The 22,370-nt window shown below is 39.3% G+C and carries 13 protein-coding genes; 9 read left to right on the top strand and 4 right to left on the bottom strand.

What is annotated here, in order from left to right; translation table 11 throughout:
- Nucleotides 1–1,011 precede the first annotated feature (1,011 nt).
- The 3 genes from IQ246_RS00235 to IQ246_RS00225 all read left to right on the top strand — a co-directional run bounded on the left by IQ246_RS00235 (nt 1,012) and on the right by IQ246_RS00225 (nt 3,341).
- Nucleotides 1,012–1,218 (top strand): glycogen debranching protein, encoded by a 207-nt coding sequence (locus IQ246_RS00235; RefSeq protein WP_193998988.1) that lies wholly within the window; start codon nt 1,012–1,014, stop codon nt 1,216–1,218.
- Between the two features lie 392 nt (nt 1,219–1,610).
- Nucleotides 1,611–2,165 (top strand): methylmalonic aciduria and homocystinuria type D protein, encoded by a 555-nt coding sequence (locus IQ246_RS00230; protein WP_193998986.1) that lies wholly within the window; start codon nt 1,611–1,613, stop codon nt 2,163–2,165.
- A gap of 126 nt (nt 2,166–2,291) precedes the next feature.
- On the top strand, nt 2,292–3,341 hold the full coding sequence (locus IQ246_RS00225) for a DUF3445 domain-containing protein (RefSeq protein ID WP_244141886.1): 1,050 nt from the start codon (nt 2,292–2,294) through the stop codon (nt 3,339–3,341).
- Between the two features lie 37 nt (nt 3,342–3,378).
- On the opposite strand, the gene IQ246_RS00220 is transcribed toward IQ246_RS00225, so the two are convergent.
- Both IQ246_RS00220 and IQ246_RS00215 read right to left on the bottom strand, forming a co-directional pair.
- Nucleotides 3,379–4,395, bottom strand: a complete 1,017-nt coding sequence (locus IQ246_RS00220; RefSeq protein ID WP_193998984.1) for a TrkA family potassium uptake protein — start codon at nt 4,393–4,395, stop codon at nt 3,379–3,381.
- Between the two features lie 1,046 nt (nt 4,396–5,441).
- Entirely contained in the window at nt 5,442–7,655 is a 2,214-nt protein-coding gene (locus tag IQ246_RS00215) for a phosphoketolase (protein ID WP_193998982.1), read from the bottom strand.
- A gap of 775 nt (nt 7,656–8,430) precedes the next feature.
- Between IQ246_RS00215 and IQ246_RS00210 the strand changes: the two genes are divergently transcribed.
- From IQ246_RS00210 to IQ246_RS00195, 4 genes are all read left to right on the top strand, one after another.
- Nucleotides 8,431–9,789: a cytochrome P450 gene (locus IQ246_RS00210; protein ID WP_193998980.1), complete on the top strand. Its 1,359-nt coding sequence runs from the start codon at nt 8,431–8,433 to the stop codon at nt 9,787–9,789.
- Nucleotides 9,790–9,904: 115 nt separating this feature from the next.
- Nucleotides 9,905–10,642, top strand: coding sequence for a DUF2993 domain-containing protein (locus IQ246_RS00205; protein ID WP_193998978.1), 738 nt, complete (start codon nt 9,905–9,907; stop codon nt 10,640–10,642).
- Between the two features lie 95 nt (nt 10,643–10,737).
- The gene (crtO, locus tag IQ246_RS00200; RefSeq protein ID WP_339379180.1) at nt 10,738–12,462 is read left to right on the top strand and encodes a beta-carotene ketolase CrtO; all 1,725 of its coding nucleotides are present in this window, start codon (nt 10,738–10,740) and stop codon (nt 12,460–12,462) included.
- A 658-nt stretch (nt 12,463–13,120) separates the two neighbouring features.
- Complete coding sequence (locus IQ246_RS00195) at nt 13,121–14,224, top strand: saccharopine dehydrogenase family protein (RefSeq protein WP_193998974.1); 1,104 nt, start codon at nt 13,121–13,123, stop codon at nt 14,222–14,224.
- 288 nt (nt 14,225–14,512) lie between these two features.
- Here IQ246_RS00195 and IQ246_RS00190 read toward each other — a convergent pair whose 3' ends face one another.
- On the bottom strand, nt 14,513–15,694 hold the full coding sequence (locus IQ246_RS00190) for an MFS transporter (RefSeq protein ID WP_193998972.1): 1,182 nt from the start codon (nt 15,692–15,694) through the stop codon (nt 14,513–14,515).
- Between the two features lie 163 nt (nt 15,695–15,857).
- Nucleotides 15,858–18,389 carry a TonB-dependent siderophore receptor gene (locus IQ246_RS00185; protein ID WP_193998970.1) on the bottom strand — a complete coding sequence of 844 codons (2,532 nt, stop codon included), beginning with the start codon at nt 18,387–18,389 and terminating at the stop codon, nt 15,858–15,860.
- A gap of 994 nt (nt 18,390–19,383) precedes the next feature.
- On the opposite strand from IQ246_RS00185, the gene IQ246_RS00180 reads away from it, so the two are divergent.
- Together IQ246_RS00180 and IQ246_RS00175 are read left to right on the top strand one after the other, a co-directional pair.
- Entirely contained in the window at nt 19,384–20,961 is a 1,578-nt protein-coding gene (locus tag IQ246_RS00180) for a long-chain-fatty-acid--CoA ligase (protein WP_193998968.1), read from the top strand.
- Nucleotides 20,962–21,053: 92 nt separating this feature from the next.
- Entirely contained in the window at nt 21,054–22,310 is a 1,257-nt protein-coding gene (locus IQ246_RS00175) for an MFS transporter (RefSeq protein ID WP_193998966.1), read from the top strand.
- The last annotated feature ends 60 nt before the right edge of the window (nt 22,311–22,370 follow it).

The raw sequence follows: 22,370 nt of genomic DNA, 5'->3' as shown, positions 1-22,370 counted from the left end.
ATTCAAACAACTACCTATGAATTTCATCAGTAATAATTGACCAAAATCGGAGAAAAGACCTCGTTTAAATGGTTTTTTCAATGTTGTTTGTGCTTAATTAACACACTTGACTATATATCACTATTTCCATTGTCATGTAAAGCTATTTACCAAATATTAAATATGAAACTTTATGTCAAGTCTTAATATATCCAAAAAAATATATAATATAAAGTTTATTTTTCACAGAGATGTATTTTGTTTATTTATCAAAAATTCGATATCTTGTGAAGTTTAGTTTTTTTTTGAAAAAAACGCATTATTTTTTTGAAAAAAACGCAATTGATTCTTGTGTAAAGTCCTAGTTTTGTGATATTTGCGTATGTTGAATAAAACATAAGTTAATTTTATGTTTAAGGCGAGAACATCTCTGCTTAAGTAATTATAAAGCTCATACGAGCTTTATATGATGCTGTTATCTATGCTAAATCCGCTCATGACCTTATGAAGGGGCAGGTAGTTAAATGATTTCAGGTACTGCAACTGCAACGCAACAGCATGTTCTCCATTCCACATTCTCACGTTACAACTAAAATCACTCACTGCCCTGACAATTGCTCAACACCTACCCTTGTCCCTCACCTCGGGATTCTCCTTAGCTAGGATTTGGCAAACTTCGCCTATGTGGTAAGTATTTGCCACTTTTGTCCTTTCAATGATGCGTTGAACTACGTCTTTAACCGATTCCGCCAGCTTCTTGCTCTAAAGCAGGTTGCACCTGCCCTAATCCTCACGGACTCCCAAAGGATTTTGCTCTATGCGATCGCCCAAGGAATTGAAATAATTTATACAAAAGAGCAAAATCGGTCTTACCGGACATTGGTGAATAGTAAGGTAACTATGCAATTACATGCATCTTTTTTAATTAATTTCCTGATTTGGCTGCCAAAATTGGCTCTACAATTTTCAGTTCTAATAGTATTCTAAAATTACCAATCTTTTTTTCAGTTACAGTTTTTTAGGAGATACTCCATGACTATTTGGGTAAATGAGCAAATTGATCCATCTGGCATAATTCATGCCTGTATTGCTTGTTGTAATGAGTCTCAAGCCAAAGATTGTCATGATTCCTTTCAGCAGAATTTGACCGAAATGCAAAAGGCAGCAGGTTGGGTAGCGCGATTACGGACAGTTGATTCTTGGGATGATGTTCCAGTGAATTCTTTAAAACTTAATTAATTGGGTAAAGCTTAACCTTTGTCTCGTAGAAACGATTAACTTTGTCTTTTATGCTCACCTTTGGGCAAAACTCAAACAGGTTTTGCTTTACCAGACGACTATTTAGGACAGGTTCTTTGACAGTTATGCCATTTTGGCTTTGATCGCAAATCTGCTGAGTTAGTGGTCATGTTTTTCAATTTTGATCGTCCAAATTTCCGGAGCGATCGCAGCAAGACCATTAGAACAGATTAATAAAACATAAAAATCAGATTAAAATTCACAAATTATCAACAATTGCTTCAAAGAAAAATAAACTATTTATAGAAATTAGATGATTTTTCGGAACTTTTAAGAGATATCATCTATACCGAGGATCAATTTAAAAAACTTGCAAAAACCGAATCAATGTAGTGAACTATCCCAAAGTTTACGCTTCGGAGCAAGGCTGTCCCATTAATTTGGTTGGCAAAACGGGACAAGCGGTTCAAATTTCAATTCATGCCCCTACCAAGTATATCTGTGCCAACTGCGAACGGATATTACCAGATTGGAAAGAGCAACCATTTTTATGGGTAGTGATTGTCCTACAGCAATCGCAATATCAACTAGTGGAAAGTACGGCAGAAATCGAGACAGAAAAAGAACGTTTACGAGAAACATTTATGAGATTTGGGTGTGATTTGGCATTTAATTTGCGCGATCGCGGTTATTTAACAGACCTAATTGACCCCCGTACTGGCTATCCTTTAATGTCCCACCCTGGAGCAATTCCCCACAACGACACAGCAGTTGTCAAAGCCTTACTCAACTATCCAGTAATTAAAAACAAATGCTGTGTACTAATACATCCCAAATGGGGTACAGCAGTTTATCCCAGCATCTTAATATCGGAAGCTCCTCCAACCATAATCGAATCGGTTACTAAAGGCATAGCACCCATGCATGAGTGGAAAGAGATTGGTTGATTGTCAAGAGTCAAGGGTCAAGGGTCAAGGGTCAAGGGTCAAGAGTTCAAGGTTATTATTCTCCCTCCACACCTCCACTCCCTCACTCTTCATGTATGCTAAAAATGGTGAGGCTAAAAAATGGGTATGCAAAGACGCATCGCAGCACCTATGTCTCTAGAAAACTTATTTCAGGAAGCCAGGACAGTCGAAGCCTCTGAGAGTGCGCCTTGTTACTTCCCGCTAATGAGCGGACGCTATGAAGTCAAGCCAGGGATGATGCTTTTCGGCTCCTGTTTGGGTAATGATCAGACTGATCGGCAGATATTTCAAATTGATGATAATTTCACCCACTACCGACAGGTTAAACTGTTAGCCCGTGCAGAACGGTTAAGTAAGTACTATCAAACCTGCAATTATTCTAAAGCTGTGGCAGGAGCGATCGCCCATTTCATAATTAAACGCCTCACTCAAGAATATCCCTACCAATTTTGCTGCCAAAAGTCAATAGATAATACTTGGATATTTCACAGTCAACTTACCAAAGAAACCCTCTACCTCAATGCTGACTGGGAGTTACAGCAAGTCCAGGGTAGCACAGCCTTTCCAGCTTATACCTCTACCCTCGACGCTTTAGCAGCACAGATGCAGGAAGACCTAACAGTTATCTGCCGTTCTAACGATGATAGCAACTGGCTAAGTGCAGTTCATCTTTGCTATCCCAACCACTGGTCAGCCGAGACAAAAATTGGCAAAGATTTTGCTACAATCCATGCACCTGTAGCAGGTATAGAAAAAATCAATCGCCGAGCAGATGCGATCGTCAATACAATGATTGATCACAAACCAATGGTTCGCTTTGCTTGGGGTTTGAGTACCGACACCCGCCTTAATCACCATCCTCAAGCACCGTCTGGTGTTTCAGTCAGTCAGTGGCGGGGTAGAAACTTTGATCCGCAGCACCCCAAACTCTACCTGCGAGTTGAGCGACAGGTAATTTGGGGACTACCGGAGTATGAAGCAGCGCTGTTTACTATTCGTACTTACTTTAGAGATTGTGGCGTGGTCAAAAAAGACTCAGTGTTACGGTCTAAGCTCCATGCTGCAATTGAGTCCATGACACCGGAGTCACTGGTTTATAAAGGATTAGCAGAGAGCAAAGCCAGTATTTTGCAGTGGCTAGACGAGGTTTGCTAATTATAGTCAATAGTCAAAAGCTTTCCCCCACTCCGCATCAACTATTCTTCGGTTCACGCAATTTCTGGGAACCAATTGGGCCAAGAATTTGATTAAGACTACGCAATTGTTCAGCTGTACCCATGCAGATCAGCCGATCTCCCGGCATTAAAACCGTATCGCCAGTGGGGCCACCGATGAGATTACCATCAACGCGACGAATTGCTAGAACTAATGCCCCAGATTGCGATCGCAATCTCGCTTTTTGTAAAGTTTGACCGACAAAGGGACAAAAAGCCGGATCGAGTAAAAATTCTTCCATATACAACTGGCGGTCTGCACCTGTCAAAATCCCGTCTACAAAATCCAACACTTGGGGTCTGAGTGCCGCAGCAGCCATGCGCTTACCACCAGTAATATAGGGGGATATCACTTCATCTGCACCACCGCGTCGTAACTTCTGCAAAGCCTCTTCTGTACTTGCGCGGGCGATCACTCGAATTCCCGAATTCAGTGTTTTGGCTGATAAAACGATATATAAATTTTCGGCATCGGAAGGGAGTGCTGCAACGATACACATCGCCCGTTCAATGCCGACTTTCAAAAGCGTATCATCCAATGTAGCGTCACCTTGGTATGCTGTGTAACCTTCTGCCTGGGCCCTTTGTATAGATTCCATCTCGGAATCGATTACTACAAAAGATACATCTTCTGACCGAAATTCCTTGGCAATTTGACGACCAGTCCGACTAAATCCACAAATAATGTAGTGTTTTGTTAGGGATTCCATTAATCGCTTCTGTTGCCGTAGCCGAATTCCTTCTTGAAAATAGCCTTCTATTATGGCTTCGGTAAATCTATTGACAATGTAACCGATATTGACTACACCCAACAAAATCAAAGCAATTGTAAACAATCGTCCTCGATTACCCAGTGGGTGCGTCTCTCCATATCCTACAGTAGCTAAGGTGATCACTGTCATATAAGCCGCGTCTTCCCATGACCAGCCTTCTACTAATCGATACCAGAAAGTGCCAATCATAAACACACCGCCGAGGGCGATCGCCCCAGCCATTAACTCTTTTTGGATACGTTGGTATTTTTGCTCAAGTGTTGAAAATGAGGTAGCAATAGTACTTTTAACCTAATTTTTCTAGTTTTTTGCTAACTTTTTAGTATATTAAAACCAAGTCAGTGGGCAAGAATAAATCAAACAACGTTACGCAATGTAAAGTTAATTAAATTGACTCGTAGTAAGCGGCTCGGCATGGATTGCCCTTGCCTCCTGAATTTCAGCTTATATCAGTTAGTTTCACTTTGAGGATTAACCGATAACTCAAGCCCTACAAAAAAACTAGTTACGTTTGAAGAATTTATCGCTAAATACTCCGAAAAATCAAATAAACGCTGAATATTGGATTGTAGATTACGTAGCCCAGCGATGCCTGCGGCGGTAAACTATGCATTATCTCACCCACTTTCCCAGAATTGAATTTAACCGCAGAGCAGATTTTTAATGCTGGTAATATTTAACTGGAGTTTAGACTAGTTCCCGGTGCGAAACTGTTGAACAAATCAGATATAAAACCCACATTCCGCACCCTTAACTGTCACACCCCAAAGAAACGGAGATATTTAGTACATAGGAACTAATGATTGAGAGAATTGACTAGAATTTATTAGAGGTAAATAGGAATCATAATTAACTTCTAAGATTGAGAAAGATTTTCAGTATGACCCTATTGTAGACTATTTTTAAACCGATCGCGGCTGATAAATTTGTAATTTATCAAGGCATACAGTCAAATGAAATTTATGAGTTGCATCTTCTTTATCTCTAGTTTTAAATTCAGAATTTTTATAAAAAGTCCAGTTTAACTATTAGATTGTGTTTTATTTATTCTAGTAGCGGTTGCCATTAAAAAAGGAATAGCACCTCTTTCAGACATTATTATAAATACTTGTGTATATAATTCTTCTAACCATCTTTTTTTATATATACTAATATATTAAAATTATAAAAATAACCGCAAATATACGCTTCAAAACGCCAATTTATCGGCGTATATCCGCGTATACATGCGGCTAGAAATCCAAACTATTCTACCTACAAAAACCAGCTTAATGCACTAATGCGATCGCACGTTTCGTCAACGCTTCAGCAGTCAATCCATTAAAGGCCATCAACTCGCCAGCACTGGCTGTAGTTTCGCCACGTTTCCAAGCGAAAGTATCGCGTTTACAATTACTCCTTAACAAGATAGGTTCTAGCATCCCCGCAGCACCACCAGTAACAGCAATTAGCGCATCACCATCAAATAATTCGGCAAATTTGGCATCGTCCAAGAAACCGCCTTGTGGTTCTGAACAAGTCTCCCAGGCGGTATCATCAGGACGATATAACTGTCGAGGATTAATTACAGAAACTATCTTCACACCAATACCTTCATTTTCTAAAAAAGCAGCAGCTTCAAAAACTGGCATTAATGTCATATCGCCAATAACTGCAAACACAACTTGTTTATCACCAGCGACTTTATGTAATAGCACTGCACCATCGCGCAACCCTTGACGAGTTTGTTCTAAAGTTGTACGAATTGGCAATGGTGACTTACTAGCTGTAATCACAATTCCCTTATTCTTAGTTTTCAATGCCCAATCATAACAGGCTTGAATACTATTAGCATCAGGCGGAAATAATGGGAAAACATTTCCATTTCGCATCAACGAAGCAAAGTAAGCTTCAATTTCTGGACGTTGGTGAGTCCAACCGTTGCGCCCTTGCTCTAATGCCCCAGCTGTGAATAAAGTAATAGTCGAGGGAGTTAGACGGCGCAATTCTGCCATTGCTTGAGTCACAGTTTGCCAAATTGGTAATCCGTTGATGGCAAAAGATTCGTAAGAACACCACAAAGTTCTCGCACCCATTAATGCTAAACCCGCAGCTAAACCGGCACAAGCATCTTCACTCAATGGTTCATAAACTTGTCCATTTGGTGCTTGATTATATAAGTCGTCGGTTGTGGGGTGGATAATCTTTAATGCTTGGTTGATGTTGGCAATTCCTGATGCTTCGTTACCATCGGCGTTGGTGACGAGGAAATTTTGATCTTTATTTCCAACTATTCCTACCAATCGTCCCATTGAGGTTGTAGAAACTTTTGGTTCCCCTCCAACTGCATATTCTTCTAAAGGTAATTCGCCTAATTCTGGTAATGGTAATTCAAATTCTGTCACCACAGTTTTGGCTGCTGGCCCTCCACCGGCGCGTTCTGCATTTGTTCTGACTAATTGCCAAGCTTGGGCAGATAAAGCACGGGTTTGCAATGCACTAACAATATGGGTTGCATCTAGCGTATCTTTAGGATAGAGGTTGTGAGATTTTGCTCCCCGCGCGTGGACTCCTGCACCTTTGAGTTGTTTAATAATGAAGACGGTAAGTTTACCACCCAATGCCGATCGCGCTGCTTGATCCACACCAGAAAGTACTGCTTGAGTAAATGCTAGGCGTTTCTCGAAGGAAAAGGCGGTACTATCAACGTAATCCCCTGGCTGGTTTTGATCGTCGAAATCTTTGGCATCCACTAACACCACTTCATCAAAACCGTTACCTTGCCAATATGCTTGCATCTCTGGGTTGGTTTTCAGGGAAACCATGCTGTGATGTTCTTGGCTGTAACCGTTCCACACCAATATCGGTAAAAAGTTGGTGACAGCCGGATAAGCAGTATGGAAATGGGCGATCGCACTGACAATATAAGGCTCACCCAATCCACCATCCCCAACTGTAAAGGGAAATAACTTATCTTTGTGTAACAGTGCAGCCGCCATTGCAAAGTGTTGTCCTTGTCCTAAAGGCCCCGCAGGTGCGAGAATACCGGGAATGAAACCGGAAAGGTGTCCTAAAAGTCCGTGCTTTTCTCGGAAGCGATCGCGCAATTGTTGAACTGTAAAAATTCCCATATCCTCTAGCGAACGATCCAAGAACATGGCACTATAAAATCCGGGGGCGTGGTGTCCGACTTCGGTGATAATGTTCTTGTATCCCAGCATGACAAGAGATGCGTAAGCCTCTGCTTGGCTGGCGAATCCGCCGGGATGTCCAGAAGCCTTACTAGCGGTAACTTGTAAAGTCAGGTAGCGGAGGGCATCAGCAGCCAGTAAAGTTTGATATACAGCTGCTTTGTCTGTGGGAGATGCGATCGCGATTTTGCCCGACTCTATAGCAGGTGTTGCACCATAAGTTTCAAAATCTGGTAACGCTTCACCAAAATATTGAATCCCTTCAGAAAAATTGGGAAGCGCTGAAGATGCCTTTGGAGAGATTGCAGTCATGCTGAGTACCTTTTGACGATGAGATGAAACTGTAGATGCTCGTTGAATTTAACAAAAATTTTACATCTTCGAGGTTGTGACGGTTTATTGCTTTTTCACAACATCAGGATAAGTATCTTAAATCGCCATTCAACAAAAATCGAGCTTTTCAGTTAGTTTAAGTAGTAAAAAATTTATGAAAGTATTGAATGGCCTAAAAACCCCACTGCTTTTACATCCGAATCTCCCAACCAAGCCATTACCCTGCGAATGATGATGCAAGCTGTGTTTAGGTTAGATGAAGGGCCACGCGCCGAAAAACTACAGCATTTTTTGGCTGATCTCCTGGAAAAGGGAAATTCTCGGTTGATTGTCGCTTTGCTTTATTTTGAGCAATGCTCACTCTAGGATTTATTCAGTCGCCCTCTTCATCGGTAAAATTATTTTCATAAATCACCTTAATAAGAGAATAGGAGCTAATGAAAGATATCTCCTTTGATAGAATACATTAGTACTACTAAGTTGCGATCGCCATGTGCCAGTTGCGTAAGTCCTGTTATTGTCTAATCATTTGAAAAGCGCCTAATAATACACAATGAGAGTGCAATATAAAATAACCAAAAGATAGAATTTCAGTCGATCCCTACTCAAAATGTTTTCGGGAAGCTTTGGGCAAAATCTCTCTGAAGATTAATGCAAAAGTTGATAAAAAAATTTATAAAATAAAATTTAATAGTAATTAATTTGATCACCTCCTATAAATAAAAACTTAAATCTTAAAAGTATTAAATTAATAATGACCATATCTAACGAGCTACGCACACCAGCATTACTACAAACGCTACAATTAATTACTCAACCTACAAAATTTCTAGAAAATTGTGCCGCCAAGTATGGGAATACTTTCACAGTGCGGGTAATGGGATTTAATTCACCGCCAGTAGTATTTTTTAGCCATCCTCAAGCAATTAGTGATTGTTTTGCCGTGCCTGCACAAAAGTTAGATTTTCAGAAGGCAACCCATGTATTTAAACCCTTATTTGGTGAAAATTCAATTGTCCTAAAACAAACGCGATCGCATTATCGTCAGCGTCAGTTATTGTTACCAGCTTTTCATGGCGATCGCATCAAATCTTATGGGCAATCAATTGGTCAAATTACTGAAAAAGCTACCAAAGATTGGACATTAGGTACAGCGGTTTCTATACATAAATTAATGTCCGATATCACTTTACAAATTATCTTGGCAGTAGTATTTGGTGTTAGTCCTGGTGTGCGTTACCAACAATTAAAAACACAGCTGAGTTCTTTGTTAGAAGACGTAACTAAGCCTTGGTATTCTAGCTTGTTTTTCTTCCCCATATTACAACAAGATTTCGGCGCATGGAGTCCTTGGGGAAGTTTCTTAAGAAGGCGACAGCAAATAGATAAACTTATCTATGCAGAAATTCATGAAAGACGTTGGCAAAATGATGCTGAACGTACAGATATTCTTAGTCTGCTGATGTCGGCGCGCGATGAGAATGGACAGCAGATGACAGATGAGGAATTACGCGATCAATTAGTTTCATTACTGCTGTTAGGCTATGAAACAACAGCAGGTGTATTAGCCTGGGTCTTTTATTTGATTCACTCCCACCCAGAAGTTCAAAATCAGCTAATGCAAGAATTAAACACTTTAGATAATCCAACAAATCCAGAAGCAATCACACAACTACCCTACCTCACTGCCGTCTGTCAAGAAACACTGCGAATTTACCCCATTGCTTTAATTTGCACACCGCGAATGGTAAGAGAAGCCGTAGAAATAATGGGTAATAAATTCACGTCAGGAACGATTTTAGTTCCGTGCATCTATTTAGCACATCGCCGAGCCGAAACTTACCCACAACCAGAACAGTTTAGACCAGAAAGGTTTCTAAATCAGAAATTTTCACCCTATGAATATTTACCTTTTGGGGGTGGTTATCGTGGTTGTATTGGCGCAGTATTTTCTATGTATGAAATGAAACTAGTCTTAGCTACAATCTTATCGCGGTTTCAACTCGCTCTTACTGATAATCGTCCAGTACATCCAATACGTCGTGGTATTACTATTGTCCCGCGTGGAGGTGTGCAAATGCTTGTTATTCAAAATGCAAAAATAAAAAGGTGAAATACTTTTTGTTGATTTCTTTTATCCTCCTATTTAGATATATCGTCTTATAGATACGCTTCTGAGATCCAGCATTTACAGTAAACAGTAATAGGATTTAGGAGATTATAAATTCATGCCTGACGAGCAACGATTAGAGGAGCAATTTCTATCGCAGGAAGCTGAAAGAGTGGTATCCAACCAACTGGATAAAGTAGAAGAAATTGACATAGATGTACAAACTGATTTGTTAAAAATATTCCAAGGACAGGCGGATGGAGTTTCGGTTAGTGGTCAAGGATTGATCATAAAAGAAGATATCCGCGTACAGGAAATTAAACTGCAAACAGATAGTATTGCCATCAATCCGTTAAGTGCCCTTTTTGGTCAAATAGAACTAAATCAACCAGTAAACACTACTGCTCGTGTTGTACTGATAGAGGCAGATATTAACCGTGCTCTAACCTCGGACTTGATTCGTAGCAAAGCCAAAAATTTGGAGTTGAAAGTAGATGGCGAAATTGTGGGTTTTTCTCTACAAGAAATTCAGATATTTTTACCTGGTAATGGCAAAATAGAATTCAGCGCAAAGGTGCTGTTAAAAGAAATGGGCAATACTCGCCCGTTAGGTTTTACGGGAATCATTCGCCCACGCACTCATTCACAGCCTTTAATGCTAGAGGGTTTTCACTGTACTCAAGGTGAGGGTATTTCAATAGAGCTAGGTGTGGCAATTATGCAGAAAATCAAAGAACTCGTAAACCTACCATCTTTAAAATGGGAAGATGTGGTATTTATGATCAAAGATTTAGAAGTAGAAAAAGGAATTTTGACACTTATGATAGAAACTCAAATGAAGCAAATACCTTCATAATCAACCGTCGTATATCCTTGGTGGTAGAAGCAATCCTAAATATTAATTTTTGTACCTAATGAGTGATGTAAACTTCTTAATAACTGCCTAACATTATAAAACTAGCGCATTCTAAAATAACAATTATGCAAGAGTATGACGTTGTAATTATTGGTGCAGGACACAATGGTCTAGTTTGTGCTGCTTATTTGCTCAAAGCAGGTTATAGCGTTCTGCTGCTGGAAAAGCGTTCTGTTCCAGGTGGTGCGGCGACAACTGAAGAATGTTTACCGCAAGAAGCTCCTGGATTTAAATTTAACTTGTGCGCTATTGATCATGAATTCATTCACTTAGGGCCAGTTGTTGAAGAACTAGAACTAGAAAAATACGGCTTGGAATATTTAGAATGTGATCCAGTTGTTTTCTGTCCTCATCCTGATGGCAAGTATTTTTTAGGTCACAAGTCGTTGGAAAAGACTTGTGCAGAAATCGCCCGTTATAATGAGCGCGATGCCAAAAAATATGCAGAATATACAGATTATTGGCAACGGGCATTAGGTGCAATGATTCCTATGTTTAATGCACCGCCAAAATCAGTTATAGATATTATTGGTAACTATGACATTACAAAACTGAAAGATTTATTTTCAGTAATTGGTTCTCCAAATAAAACCCTTGACTTTATTCGCAACATGTTAACCAGTGCTGAAGATTTGGTTAACGAGTGGTTTGATGAGGAATTTCTCAAAGCACCTTTGGCAAGACTTGCATCAGAACTTGGTGCGCCACCATCGCAAAAAACCCTGGCTATTGGTGCAATAATGATGGCAATGCGTCATAACCCTGGTATGGCTCGACCTCGTGGCGGTACTGGCGCACTGGTGCAAGCTTTGGTGAATTTAGTTAAAAGTAAAGGTGGGGTTATTTTAACAGACCAGCACGTTGACAAAATCCTGATTGACGATAAAAAAGCAGTTGGTGTACGGGTGGCTGGTGGTAAAGAATATCGTGCTAAACATGGGGTGATTTCTAATATTGACGCCCAGCGGTTGTTTTTACAAATGACTGATAAGAGCGATATCGATGCAGTCGCTCCAGAGTTAAGGGAAAGATTAGAACGTCGCATCGTTAATAATAACGAAACTATCCTCAAGATAGATTTAGCTTTAGATGAACCGCTGCGCTTTCCATATCACGCGCACAAAGATGAATATCTCATTGGCTCTATCTTAATTGCAGATTCCGTGAGTCACGTAGAACAGGCTCATAGTAAATGTACCTTGGGAGAGATTCCCGATTCTGACCCCTCGATGTATGTGGTGATGCCTAGCGCCCTTGATCCCACATTAGCACCGCCAGGTAAGCACACTCTGTGGATTGAGTTTTTCGCCCCCTATCAAATTGCAGGTGCAGAGGGTACTGGTTTAAAAGGTACTGGATGGACAGATGAGTTAAAAAACAAAGTTGCAGACAGAGTGATTGATAAGTTGGCAACCTATGCACCCAATGTCAAAGATGCGACTATTGCGCGTCGTGTGGAAAGTCCTGCGGAATTGGGAGAAAGGTTAGGTGCGTACAAAGGCAATTACTATCACATTGACATGACACTAGATCAAATGGTGTTTTTCCGTCCCTTGCCAGAAATAGCAAACTACAAAACCCCAATTGATAACCTGTTTTTAACTGGTGCAGGGACGCATCCGGGTGGTTCTATCTCTGGAATGCCAGGGCGCAACTGTGCTCGTGTGTTTTTGCAGGCTAAGCATCCAATTAGCCAGACTTTGAAGGATGCAAGGGATTCTATAAAGTCAACGGTAGAGTCAGTGTTTGGCATTAGTTGAGCAAGATATAGTAATCCGATTTGATTCGTGAACTGACTTGTAGAAACAGGAAATGGGGGATAGGGGATAGGGAATGGGAAAAAAGGGAGTTAGAGGTGTACGCAGTTCTTTCAAAAATCAAATAGGAATCCTATATATGCGTAAATGCGTACATTAGTTGGATGTTGGAGATAATATCTCGGAGTTCCAAATTTTAAGCTAAAAGTTTCGAGTTCAGAGCTAAAAATTTCAAGTTCTGAACTCGAAGTTGTGAGTTTTGCTCTTGAAGTTCCAAGTTTTGAGCTATAAATTCCAAGTTTTGAGCTATAAATTTCGAGTTCCAAACTCAAAGTTGTGAGTTTTGCTCTTGGAGTTCCGAGTTTTGAGAGCGATCGCTAGGTGATCGATGAAAGTTGAGGAGTAAGAAACTTCCAAGAAATAAATTATCCTAATAAATGTAGACGCGGAGCAGCTTGCCGTAGGCTACCACAGAGAGACAGAGGACACAGAGGAATGAGAGTTTGAGAGCTTTTTGGCGTTAAGTGGTTGAGTATTTTTTATTTAGAAGTCCCTAATTTATCAAGTCCTCCTTTCTGAGTAGGGAAAGTCATACTTGTAATAGGTGACAGACTGAACCGAAAACTGATGAAATGATAGTGGTGTTTCCTATGCCGGTGTAATGACACGCGTTTTAATTTTAGGAGGACGGGGGCGGATTGGTAGCAGTGTTGCCGAGGATTTAGCCACCCACACGCAGGCACAGATTACAATCACTGGGCGTTCCCCAGAGACAGGAAAGGCCGTTAACTTGACTTCGGCAGGGCAAGTACAGTTTTTGATGTTGGATTTAGCAGAAGTTGATAAGCTAAAAGAGGCGATCGCAAACTCTGATTTAGTTATTCACTGTGCTGGCCCATTTCACTACCGAGATACTAATGTTCTCGAAATCTGTATTGCCCAAGGCGTTAACTATGTAGATGTCAGCGATCATCGTTCCTATACCAGTAAGGCTTTGAATTACAAAGAACAAGCGGCTGCTGCTGGTGTAACGGCGATAATTAACACTGGGATTTTTCCCGGTATTTCTAATAGCATGGTACGTCAGGGTATCGAGCAATTTGATGAAGCAGAAAAGATTCATCTAAGTTATTTAGTTTCTGGTTCTGGTGGTGCTGGTGTCACGGTGATGCGAACAACTTTTCTGGGGTTGCAGCATCCTTTTGATGCTTGGATAGATGGTAAATGGCAAGAAATACAGCCTTATAGTGAACGTGAAGCTGTTAACTTTCTACCTCCTTATGGACGCACGGGAGTTTACTGGTTTGATATGCCAGAAACTTTCACATTACCCCACGCTTTCCCATCAGTTCAAACTGTAATTACTAAGTTTGGCTCGGTTCCCGATTTTTACAATCACATGACTTGGATCACTGCTCATGTGTTTCCCAAGTGGCTAATGCAAAAGCGTAGTACTATTGAATTTCTGTCCCATGTTAGTCATTTGATGACTGATGTTACCAATAACTTTACTGGTATTGGGGTAGCAGTTCGTTCAGAAGTGACAGGACAAAAAAATGGTAAAACGGCCATATTCTGTTCAGATTTAGTACACGAAAATACGGCAATGGCTTCTGGTTGTGGCACAGGTAGTATTGCCCAATTACTGTTAGAAGGCAAAGTTAATAAACCAGGTGTTTTTGCTGTGGAAGAAGCACTACCAACAAGTTTATTTAAAAATACAATGCAAAGCCGAAAAATTAAGATTCATCACAGTTGGTTATAGCTAAAAATTAATATACCCTGCGGTAGAAGGAAGAACTGTACTTAAACATTTAGGATGCCTTTGAGCCTTGGATATTGAATCTATTTATACATTATCAAGGCTTATAAAATAAAATTAGGATGTTTTTCCATTTAGGAAAAACAAGCGATATTCACTTATTCCGAGAAACACGAGTTAAATTTGATTCCGAACAAAAATTTATTGGGGATCAAGCTTATATGGGAGAGTTAGGGTTTTTAACCAATCCGATGTAGCGAGAGAGCTGTATACCTTGTGAATGTGTTGCTTCTATGCCCGCAAGTTGGTTATTAGTAATACGCTCAATAAACTCAAGGCTGCACTAATGATAAACATAAACGTATATCCCGTAGAACTGGCGATCGCACCACTCAGAACTGAAGCAGCAATTCCGCCAAGGTATACTACTGATACTTGAAGTGTATAATCAGTGGCGGCTGTTGCTGGTTCGCATTTATCCATCATGGCACTTAGTAATGCAGTATATGCCATACTTTGGGCTGCATTGACTGTGATACTAACAGCATACAGCACAGGTAAACTACTGATACCAATTGCAGGTATGATATACAAAAGCGTCACCATGCTTGCAGCAAAACCAAATAGAGTTAAAGAACGTAATCTTCCCAAGTGGGTAATCAAAACTCCTGCAATCAAAGCACTAACAATCCGGGCGCTATAACTGACAATACCCAACATTAAGCCAATATCTGAGAGCGACAAGCCTCTATCAACAAAAAGTGGACGAAGCATTGTAGCTGACATCATTTCACATCCCATATATAGCAATATTACTAAAAGCCACGGTAATGCTTTGGGACGCGAGAGAAAGTTGATAAAAGGTTGAAAATAAGATTTAAAAAAGTTCGATTTCTGAGATTTATTACTAACTGGTTCTTTATACAATATTACTGGAATCAAAGTCAGTAAAATTACTACTGACATGATTATCAAGCTATACCGCCAGCCAATTCTATCTAGTAGAATCAGCACTCCACCCCCACCAATAATAGCGCCAAAAACATTTCCCCCAGCTTGAATAGCGTTTCCTAATCCTCTTTCTCGCGGTTCGAGTAAATTTACTGCTAACGCATCAGTTGCAATGTCTTGGCTGGAGGAGAATAAAAAAGCGAGAAACATACAAAAAACTAAGATATTGAAATTCTCTTGAATATCAATAAATGCACATCCAAATGTTACAAGTGCTAACAAAATTTGAAAACAGATAATCCAACCGCGATAATGTCCTAACTTTGGCAAACGGTAGCGGTCAATAAAAGGCGACCACAGAAATTTTAACGCTGAAGGAAGAATAAGAAAACTTAACAACCCGATAGCATCCAGCGACATATTTTGTTGTCGCATAAAAACAGGTACGGTTTGAATAAAAAAGGTGGTCGGAATGAATTGAGTAGTATAAAGTGCGGCGAGTAAAATTAATTTAGCAAGCATAGCAATATGCAAAGGATAAAAAATCAAAAATAGCGATAGGAAAGATAATTTTTCCCAAATTCCGTGGGTTTAAGTCCCCCAGTTCTATAACCAGTAAGTTTTGTGTTGGGGTTAAATCCCCATTACGAATTACGAATTATTTTCCATCGCTACAACAATTAAATTAGAAATTAACTTTAACTTGCACGCCATAGGTCACGGGATCGCCAAATCCTGCGGTTCCATCCGGTACTGGGAATAAGAATCCAGAGGTGATGTAGCGAGTATCAAACAAGTTATTTGCATATAAATAAATGCCATATTTCTCAGCTTCGTAACCGATGCGGGCATTAACTAAGGCATAAGGTTCTTGCTTAATTTGGTTCGCATCATCAAAATAAGTAATCCCATAACCACGCAATTCTGCACGAGCAAATAAGCCTCCCGGACTGCGATATTGAGCAGCTAAATTATAGGTAAATTGTGGGGAAAGGGGAACTTGATTATTGCTTAAGTTTACACCTGTATCGGAATTTAGGTAGTTTTTGTATATACTATCTACGTAACCAACTGATGCAGTTAAATCGAATCCTTTAGCTGGTTTTGCTTTCAGTTCAAATTCGACTCCAGTGGCTTTCAGGTCAACGTTGTTAACTCTACCAAAAAAACCAGTCTCATCATATTGCAAAACTTGATAGTTATTTACATCGTTGTGAAAGATTGATAGGTTAGCAATTAAACGATTATCCAGCCAAGAAGATTTCAAACCGACTTCATAACTCCAGGTTTTTTCTTCCCCAAATCGTAGTTCTGCTTCGCTATTGGCGCGGTAGTTCAATCCACCCGGTCTATAACCTTTGGCAATAGTTACGTATCCCATTAAATTAGGATTGAATTGATATTTCAAACCGAAGCGGGGAATCAATTCATTGTTGCTGACTTTTTCATTGTTAAATGCCGGACGCAGTGGAGTTAGCGTTCCGTCAGGGTTTACTGACTCATAAGTACTATCTGAAGATGCATCACTAGATTCGTAACGTAAACCAGCAAATACAGTTAATGGTTCTATAAGCTGATAATCTACTTGTCCAAATAACGCGTATGTTTGACGATAATCGTCTCCAGTACGTCTAAATCTTCCAAATCCAGGAAAGTCGGTTTGAGCATCATCAACGTTAAAATCACGAGATTCGTAGTAACCACCTAATAACCATTGAAAACGCTTTGCCGTTTCCGGAGATTGGAAACGTAATTCCTGCGTCAATAATGTGGAGTCAATACCATCAATAATTTGTACCGCTCCTGTGCTTCCCGGAACAACGTTTTCTTGACGGGTAAAACGACGTGCGGTGATAGATGTGGCTCGGAAACCCTCACCGTTGTAACCGATTTTTAAAGCTTGGGTATTTGTATCTAGCTTATTGTATCCTTCAGTTTGTAAATTAACCTGGAATGGGTCAGGAGGATTTAACTTGTTGTAGGTTGGATTACCATCATCTGTAAAGCTGTTATAGCTATTAAAAGATACTGTCCAGTCGGGTGTAGGTGTCCACAAAAGTTGCGCTCTTGCAGCTAGGCGCGATCGCTCGCCTATTTCATTACCTGTGGCTAGGTTCCTAATAAATCCATCCTGTCCTCTGTAGGCTCCCGCAATTCGCAGTGATAGTTTATCGTCAACCAAAGCATCGTTGAGAGAGAATTGGAATTGGCGGCTGTTATATCTACCGTAACTTGCACTAATTCGTGTTTCTGGTTCTGGCGTTGCTTGTCTAGAAATGATATTGACGACCCCACCAGAACTATTTCGGCCGTATAACGTACTTTGAGGGCCTCTTAGCACTTCTATTTGTTCTAGATCGAGTAAAGCCAAGTCTAGAAAGCCGTTATAGTCAATTGGAATATCATCAATGTAAAAGGCTACGCTATCCTGAGCAGTAAGGAAATTTTGATTGTTCAAACCCCGCAAACTGTAATTACTAAACTCTGTACCACCCGAAGATGTGGGAAGAAAGTTAAAGTTGGGCGTTTGATTGGCAATATCAATCAAAGAATTGATTTTACCATCTTCTATTTCCTGACGAGGTATTACCGTTACACTAATGGGTACATTCTGTGCATTTTCCGGTCGTTTTTGTGCGGTAACGACTAGTTCAATATCTGGTTCATTAGGTTTTTGGCTATCGGTTGATGGTTGAGTTTCAGATGTTGTTGGTGTCACCCCTAAAACTAAACCTTCATCACTGTCAAATAGTTCGACTTTTGGAGCTTGTGTTGTCCCCACTACAGTAACCTGGATACTATTTGCATCTTTATTTACCGCCAATACTTCCGTAATTCCCGCAACTGGCTTTTCTTGACGGAAGGTATTACCACTTGCTAAGCGCAGTTGTGTATTGGGAATATTTGCAATAAAGCTATTACCTTCTATTTTAGTTGTGGCTTGCAGCTTGTCAGATGCAGATGTTTCTAAAACAACTTCCAACCCACTAGCCGTCTGATTCAACTTTATCCCTGTTACTAGAATAGTAGACTGCTCTTGTTGAGCTAGCCACTCCTTAACACTTGTGTGAGGAAGCTTAATATCTGAAAGTTGGAGAATTAGATGATCTTCTTTTGTTACAGCTAAAGCTTGTTGATTTATAAATATGGTAAGTATGATATTTAGTCCTAAATTTCCTAATACATACAGTAGATACCGTAGATGCAGTTTCCTCATTTAATCCTCACACCAAAAAGAAATCTCAAATTGTCAACAAAAAGTAATAAAAATAAAGCTATTAGTAGCAAATCAACTAAAGCGTCTATGTGCTAAATTGTTTGGCTTTGTGGTAAAGGTGTCAAATGACAAACCGTCAAACTTCTAAATCGCGTTCTAGCTTAAAAATTACTTAATTGATTAATTATTCTTATAACCAAAATCAGTTGATTGATGTACTTTCAAAACTCTTAATAAACAAGCATTTGAGATTAGTTTGACTTGTTGTCAAATACCAAAATAATTCTATAGTAAAATAAAAATATATAAAATTAATTATCAATAAATACGCCAATAATAAGTAGTAGCATCTAATACTATAGTTTGTTTTGCACGCATCAAATATTGAAAACAGATTATAAACAACGCACTAATCTCTAAAACTTTTGCTGGACAAGGATATTGATGAAAAAATAAGCTAAATTTTAAACCACCTAAACCCTTGCTAATAAGGGATTATTCTACTTTAGATGCCTTGGACTTGATACTTAGTGAGAGTATATTTTAAAACTTGTAATTAATTTAAATAAAAAATTAAAATAATCAAAGCTAATATATAGTATTTTATACTCCTGATGATAAGCAGATATTGGCTTGACAATACCTAAAACCTGTATTAGATTAAGCGTATAAGATTTTAAAAATGAAATAAAAGCGCTAAAATTATTAGACAGTTTTAGTGTTCTAGTTTGGTAATTTTAGTAGAGAAATAGATAGAAAATAGTTGATATTATGCACAGTAAAGTAGCTTTAAAGTTAAGAGTGTGTATAAAATAATTAATTCAGTAAAATGAAGTTGAAAGCGCAGATTTCATTGTAATCGATTTGCGAAACTTAGTTGAGTATCTGATACAAAAAAGAAAATTATTTTTACTTTATACTGCTGTTAATAGTAAATTCACATAGCTTGTTAAGACTGCACAAAACAACTTGAGCAATTTTTTGAGAAATGTCGATGATGTATAACAGTGAAATAACAACGTTGGCAGATTTACCGCGTGTGCAAGCACGTCAAATTCCAGACGCTAGGGCATTGATATTCAAGGATAAGTCACTTACCTATATACAATTAGATCAAAGAAGTAATCAGGTCGCAAATTCACTATTAGCCCAAGGAATTAAACCAGGTGCGCGAGTAGCATTTTTAGCTAAAGATTCACTTAAAACTTATGAAATTTTATTTGCTTGTTGCAAAATAAAATTTGTTTTTGTACCGATTAATTGGCGTTTAGCTGCTGCTGAAATCAGTTATATCCTTAGGGATGCTAATGTTGAAATTCTTTTTGTTGGGGCGGAATTTTATCAGTTAGTAGAATCGATTAGAAATGAGATTGATGGTGTTAAAACCATTATTGCCTTAGAAGAAATTGACGGCAATTGCCTGAGTTACGATATTTGGTCTCAGGAACATAGTCATGATCCACCAAATGTTGCGGTTGAAGCCAATGATGTAGCTGTACAAATGTATACTAGTGGCACTACTGGAAGACCTAAAGGTGTCCAACTAGGACATTACAGTTTTTTTGCGATCGCCAAAGAATTTGCTCAACGAGGCGAAACCTGGATAAATTGGAACGAAACTGACAAAAGTTTGCTTACCTTATCTTTATTCCATATCGGGAGTCTCTGGTGGGCTATTCGTGGTTTAGCATCAGGAGCAGAAAATATTGTCTTAGAAAATTTTATCGGCGTTGAGGTTCTTGAAGCGATTGAAAAGTACCGCATCACCAAGACATTTATGGTTCCAGCAATGATTCAAGTTCTGTTGAACGAACCATTATGCCAAAAAACAGATTTTTCATCACTAGAATACATTATTTATGGGGGTTCCCCCATAGCTGAATCATCACTCAAAAGTGCGATCGCCACATTTGGTTGTAATTTTGTGCAGATATATGGAATGACGGAAACTGGCAATTGTGCTGTCTCTTTACCTGCACCAGCTCATACATCTACAAATAAAAACATACTTAAAGCTGCGGGTAAACCCTTTCCTGGTGTATCGGTAGCCATCATCAACAGTGAAGGGAAAGAACTATCTTGCGCTCAAGTGGGTGAAGTTTGTATCAAATCTCCTGCAAATATGATTGGTTATTGGAAATTACCTGAAGCTACAGCAAAAACCTTAATAGATGGCTGGATTCATACTGGTGATGCTGGTTATTTTGACGAAGAAGGTTACATTTACATTTGCGATCGCTTTAAAGACATGATTGTTTATGGTGGTGAAAATGTCTATCCAGCAGAAATTGAAAATATCTTATATGAACATCCAGCAATTAGGGAAGTAGCAGTCATTGGTGTTCCAGATGAAGATTTTGGAGAAGCAATCAAAGCGATCGTGGTTTTAAAAACAGGAATGAAAGCAACCGCACTAGATATTATTAATTTTGTTCGGGGTAAAATTGCTGATTTTAAGTTACCTAGAAGCGTTGAGTTTACTGAATCTTTGCCAAGAACGCCTAGTGGGAAATTGCAAAAGGCCAAGATTCGGGAGAAATATTGGCAAGGGTATGAACGTCGTGTGAATTAAAGGGAGCATCCCAAATGTTCGGGTTTATTTTTAAACGCAGAGTCACGCTGAGGTTTACGCACAGGAGCGCAAAGCAGAGGAAGAAATGACCAATGATCAATTCTAAAGTTCCTCTTTGGAAACCGCTAACTGTACGCAACTTCTTACTTCTGTACATTGGTGAGACTGTTTCGCTTCTAGGAGATCAATTTTATATCGTTGCATTGCCTTGGTTAACAATACAGTTAACTAACTCTGGTATCACGCTAGGTACTGTGTTAATGAGTGCAGCGATTCCCCGTGCTGTTTTGATGCTGTTTGGTGGTGTGGTGAGCGATCGCTTTTCACCACGATTAGTGATGTTGGTTTCCAATGCTTTACGTGGGTTACTAGTCGTTTTATTTGCAACCATCGTTGCGTTGAAAATGACTCAACTATGGCATATTTACTTTTTTGCTGCGAGCTTCGGCATATTTGATGGCTTTTTTATACCTGCATCTAAATCAATTATCCCCAGTCTGGTATCAAAAGAACAGTTAATAGCAAGTAATACTTTAAGCCAAGGAACTTCCCAACTGATTTTGCTGATTGGGCCGGCTTTAGCTGGTTTGCTCATTGCAACTGCTGGTATTGAGGTAGCATTTGTCATTGATGGGATAACTTTCGCTATCACAACTATCACGCTTTTGCTGATGAAGGGAACAACAGCAAAAGCAACAGTATTGCATGGGGAATTAAATCAAAATTCTGCTTCAACTAAAAAAACTATGAATTTGATTGCTGGTATGCGTGAGGGATTTTACTACGCATGGGACAATCAGCCTCTGAGAATCTTTTTGCTGGTAATGGTAATCCTAAATTTTCTATTTATTGGGCCATTACAAGTTGGGATGACTTCACTAGCTCATAGTCGCTTCCCAGGTGGTGTAGTAGCTTTAGGAATATTGCAATCAGCTTGGGGTGGTGGTGGGTTAATTGGGACACTCACACCTCAATTTGTCAAAAATCTTCCCAACATCGGAGTTTTATTGTTAACTATTGCGAGTGTTCAAGGCTTTGGTTTATTTTTACTTGGCTTTATTGGCAATATAGCACTAGCTAGTATAACAATTGCAGTGCTGGGATTTTGCAGTTGTATTTTCACTGTGGTAGGAATTACTTGGATTCAGAAACAAACTCAACCTGAAATGTTAGGAAGAGTTATGAGTTTAGGAATGTTTTCTGCTTTTGGTGTTGCTCCTGTTTCCTTTGCTTTAGCTGGTTTCTTAGTTAATTTAAATCTGACAATTATGTTTACTGTTGCGGGTAGCATCATGCTAATTACAAGTCTTTCTTTGGCAGCAAATCCATCAGTACGTAAGATTAGTTAACTATGCTACCAACAACATATTATTTTAAGTTCGTAGTGAGGACTTCAGTCCTCAAGAAAG

Source organism: aff. Roholtiella sp. LEGE 12411, assembly GCF_015206995.1.
Taxonomy (GTDB): domain Bacteria; phylum Cyanobacteriota; class Cyanobacteriia; order Cyanobacteriales; family Nostocaceae; genus Komarekiella.
Note: the sequence above shows the minus strand (reverse complement) of the source record. Positions and strands in the feature narration are given on the sequence as shown.

Coding starts and splice junctions, on each gene's coding strand:
- IQ246_RS00215 (WP_193998982.1), bottom strand. CDS start 7,655: ATGACTGCAATCTCTCCAAAGGCATCTTCAGCGCTTCCCAATTTTTCT.
- IQ246_RS00220 (WP_193998984.1), bottom strand. CDS start 4,395: ATGGCTGGGGCGATCGCCCTCGGCGGTGTGTTTATGATTGGCACTTTC.
- IQ246_RS00190 (WP_193998972.1), bottom strand. CDS start 15,694: ATGCTTGCTAAATTAATTTTACTCGCCGCACTTTATACTACTCAATTC.
- IQ246_RS00175 (WP_193998966.1), top strand. CDS start 21,054: ATGATCAATTCTAAAGTTCCTCTTTGGAAACCGCTAACTGTACGCAAC.
- IQ246_RS00210 (WP_193998980.1), top strand. CDS start 8,431: ATGACCATATCTAACGAGCTACGCACACCAGCATTACTACAAACGCTA.
- IQ246_RS00185 (WP_193998970.1), bottom strand. CDS start 18,389: ATGAGGAAACTGCATCTACGGTATCTACTGTATGTATTAGGAAATTTA.
- IQ246_RS00235 (WP_193998988.1), top strand. CDS start 1,012: ATGACTATTTGGGTAAATGAGCAAATTGATCCATCTGGCATAATTCAT.
- IQ246_RS00195 (WP_193998974.1), top strand. CDS start 13,121: ATGACACGCGTTTTAATTTTAGGAGGACGGGGGCGGATTGGTAGCAGT.
- IQ246_RS00180 (WP_193998968.1), top strand. CDS start 19,384: ATGATGTATAACAGTGAAATAACAACGTTGGCAGATTTACCGCGTGTG.
- IQ246_RS00205 (WP_193998978.1), top strand. CDS start 9,905: ATGCCTGACGAGCAACGATTAGAGGAGCAATTTCTATCGCAGGAAGCT.
- IQ246_RS00225 (WP_244141886.1), top strand. CDS start 2,292: ATGCAAAGACGCATCGCAGCACCTATGTCTCTAGAAAACTTATTTCAG.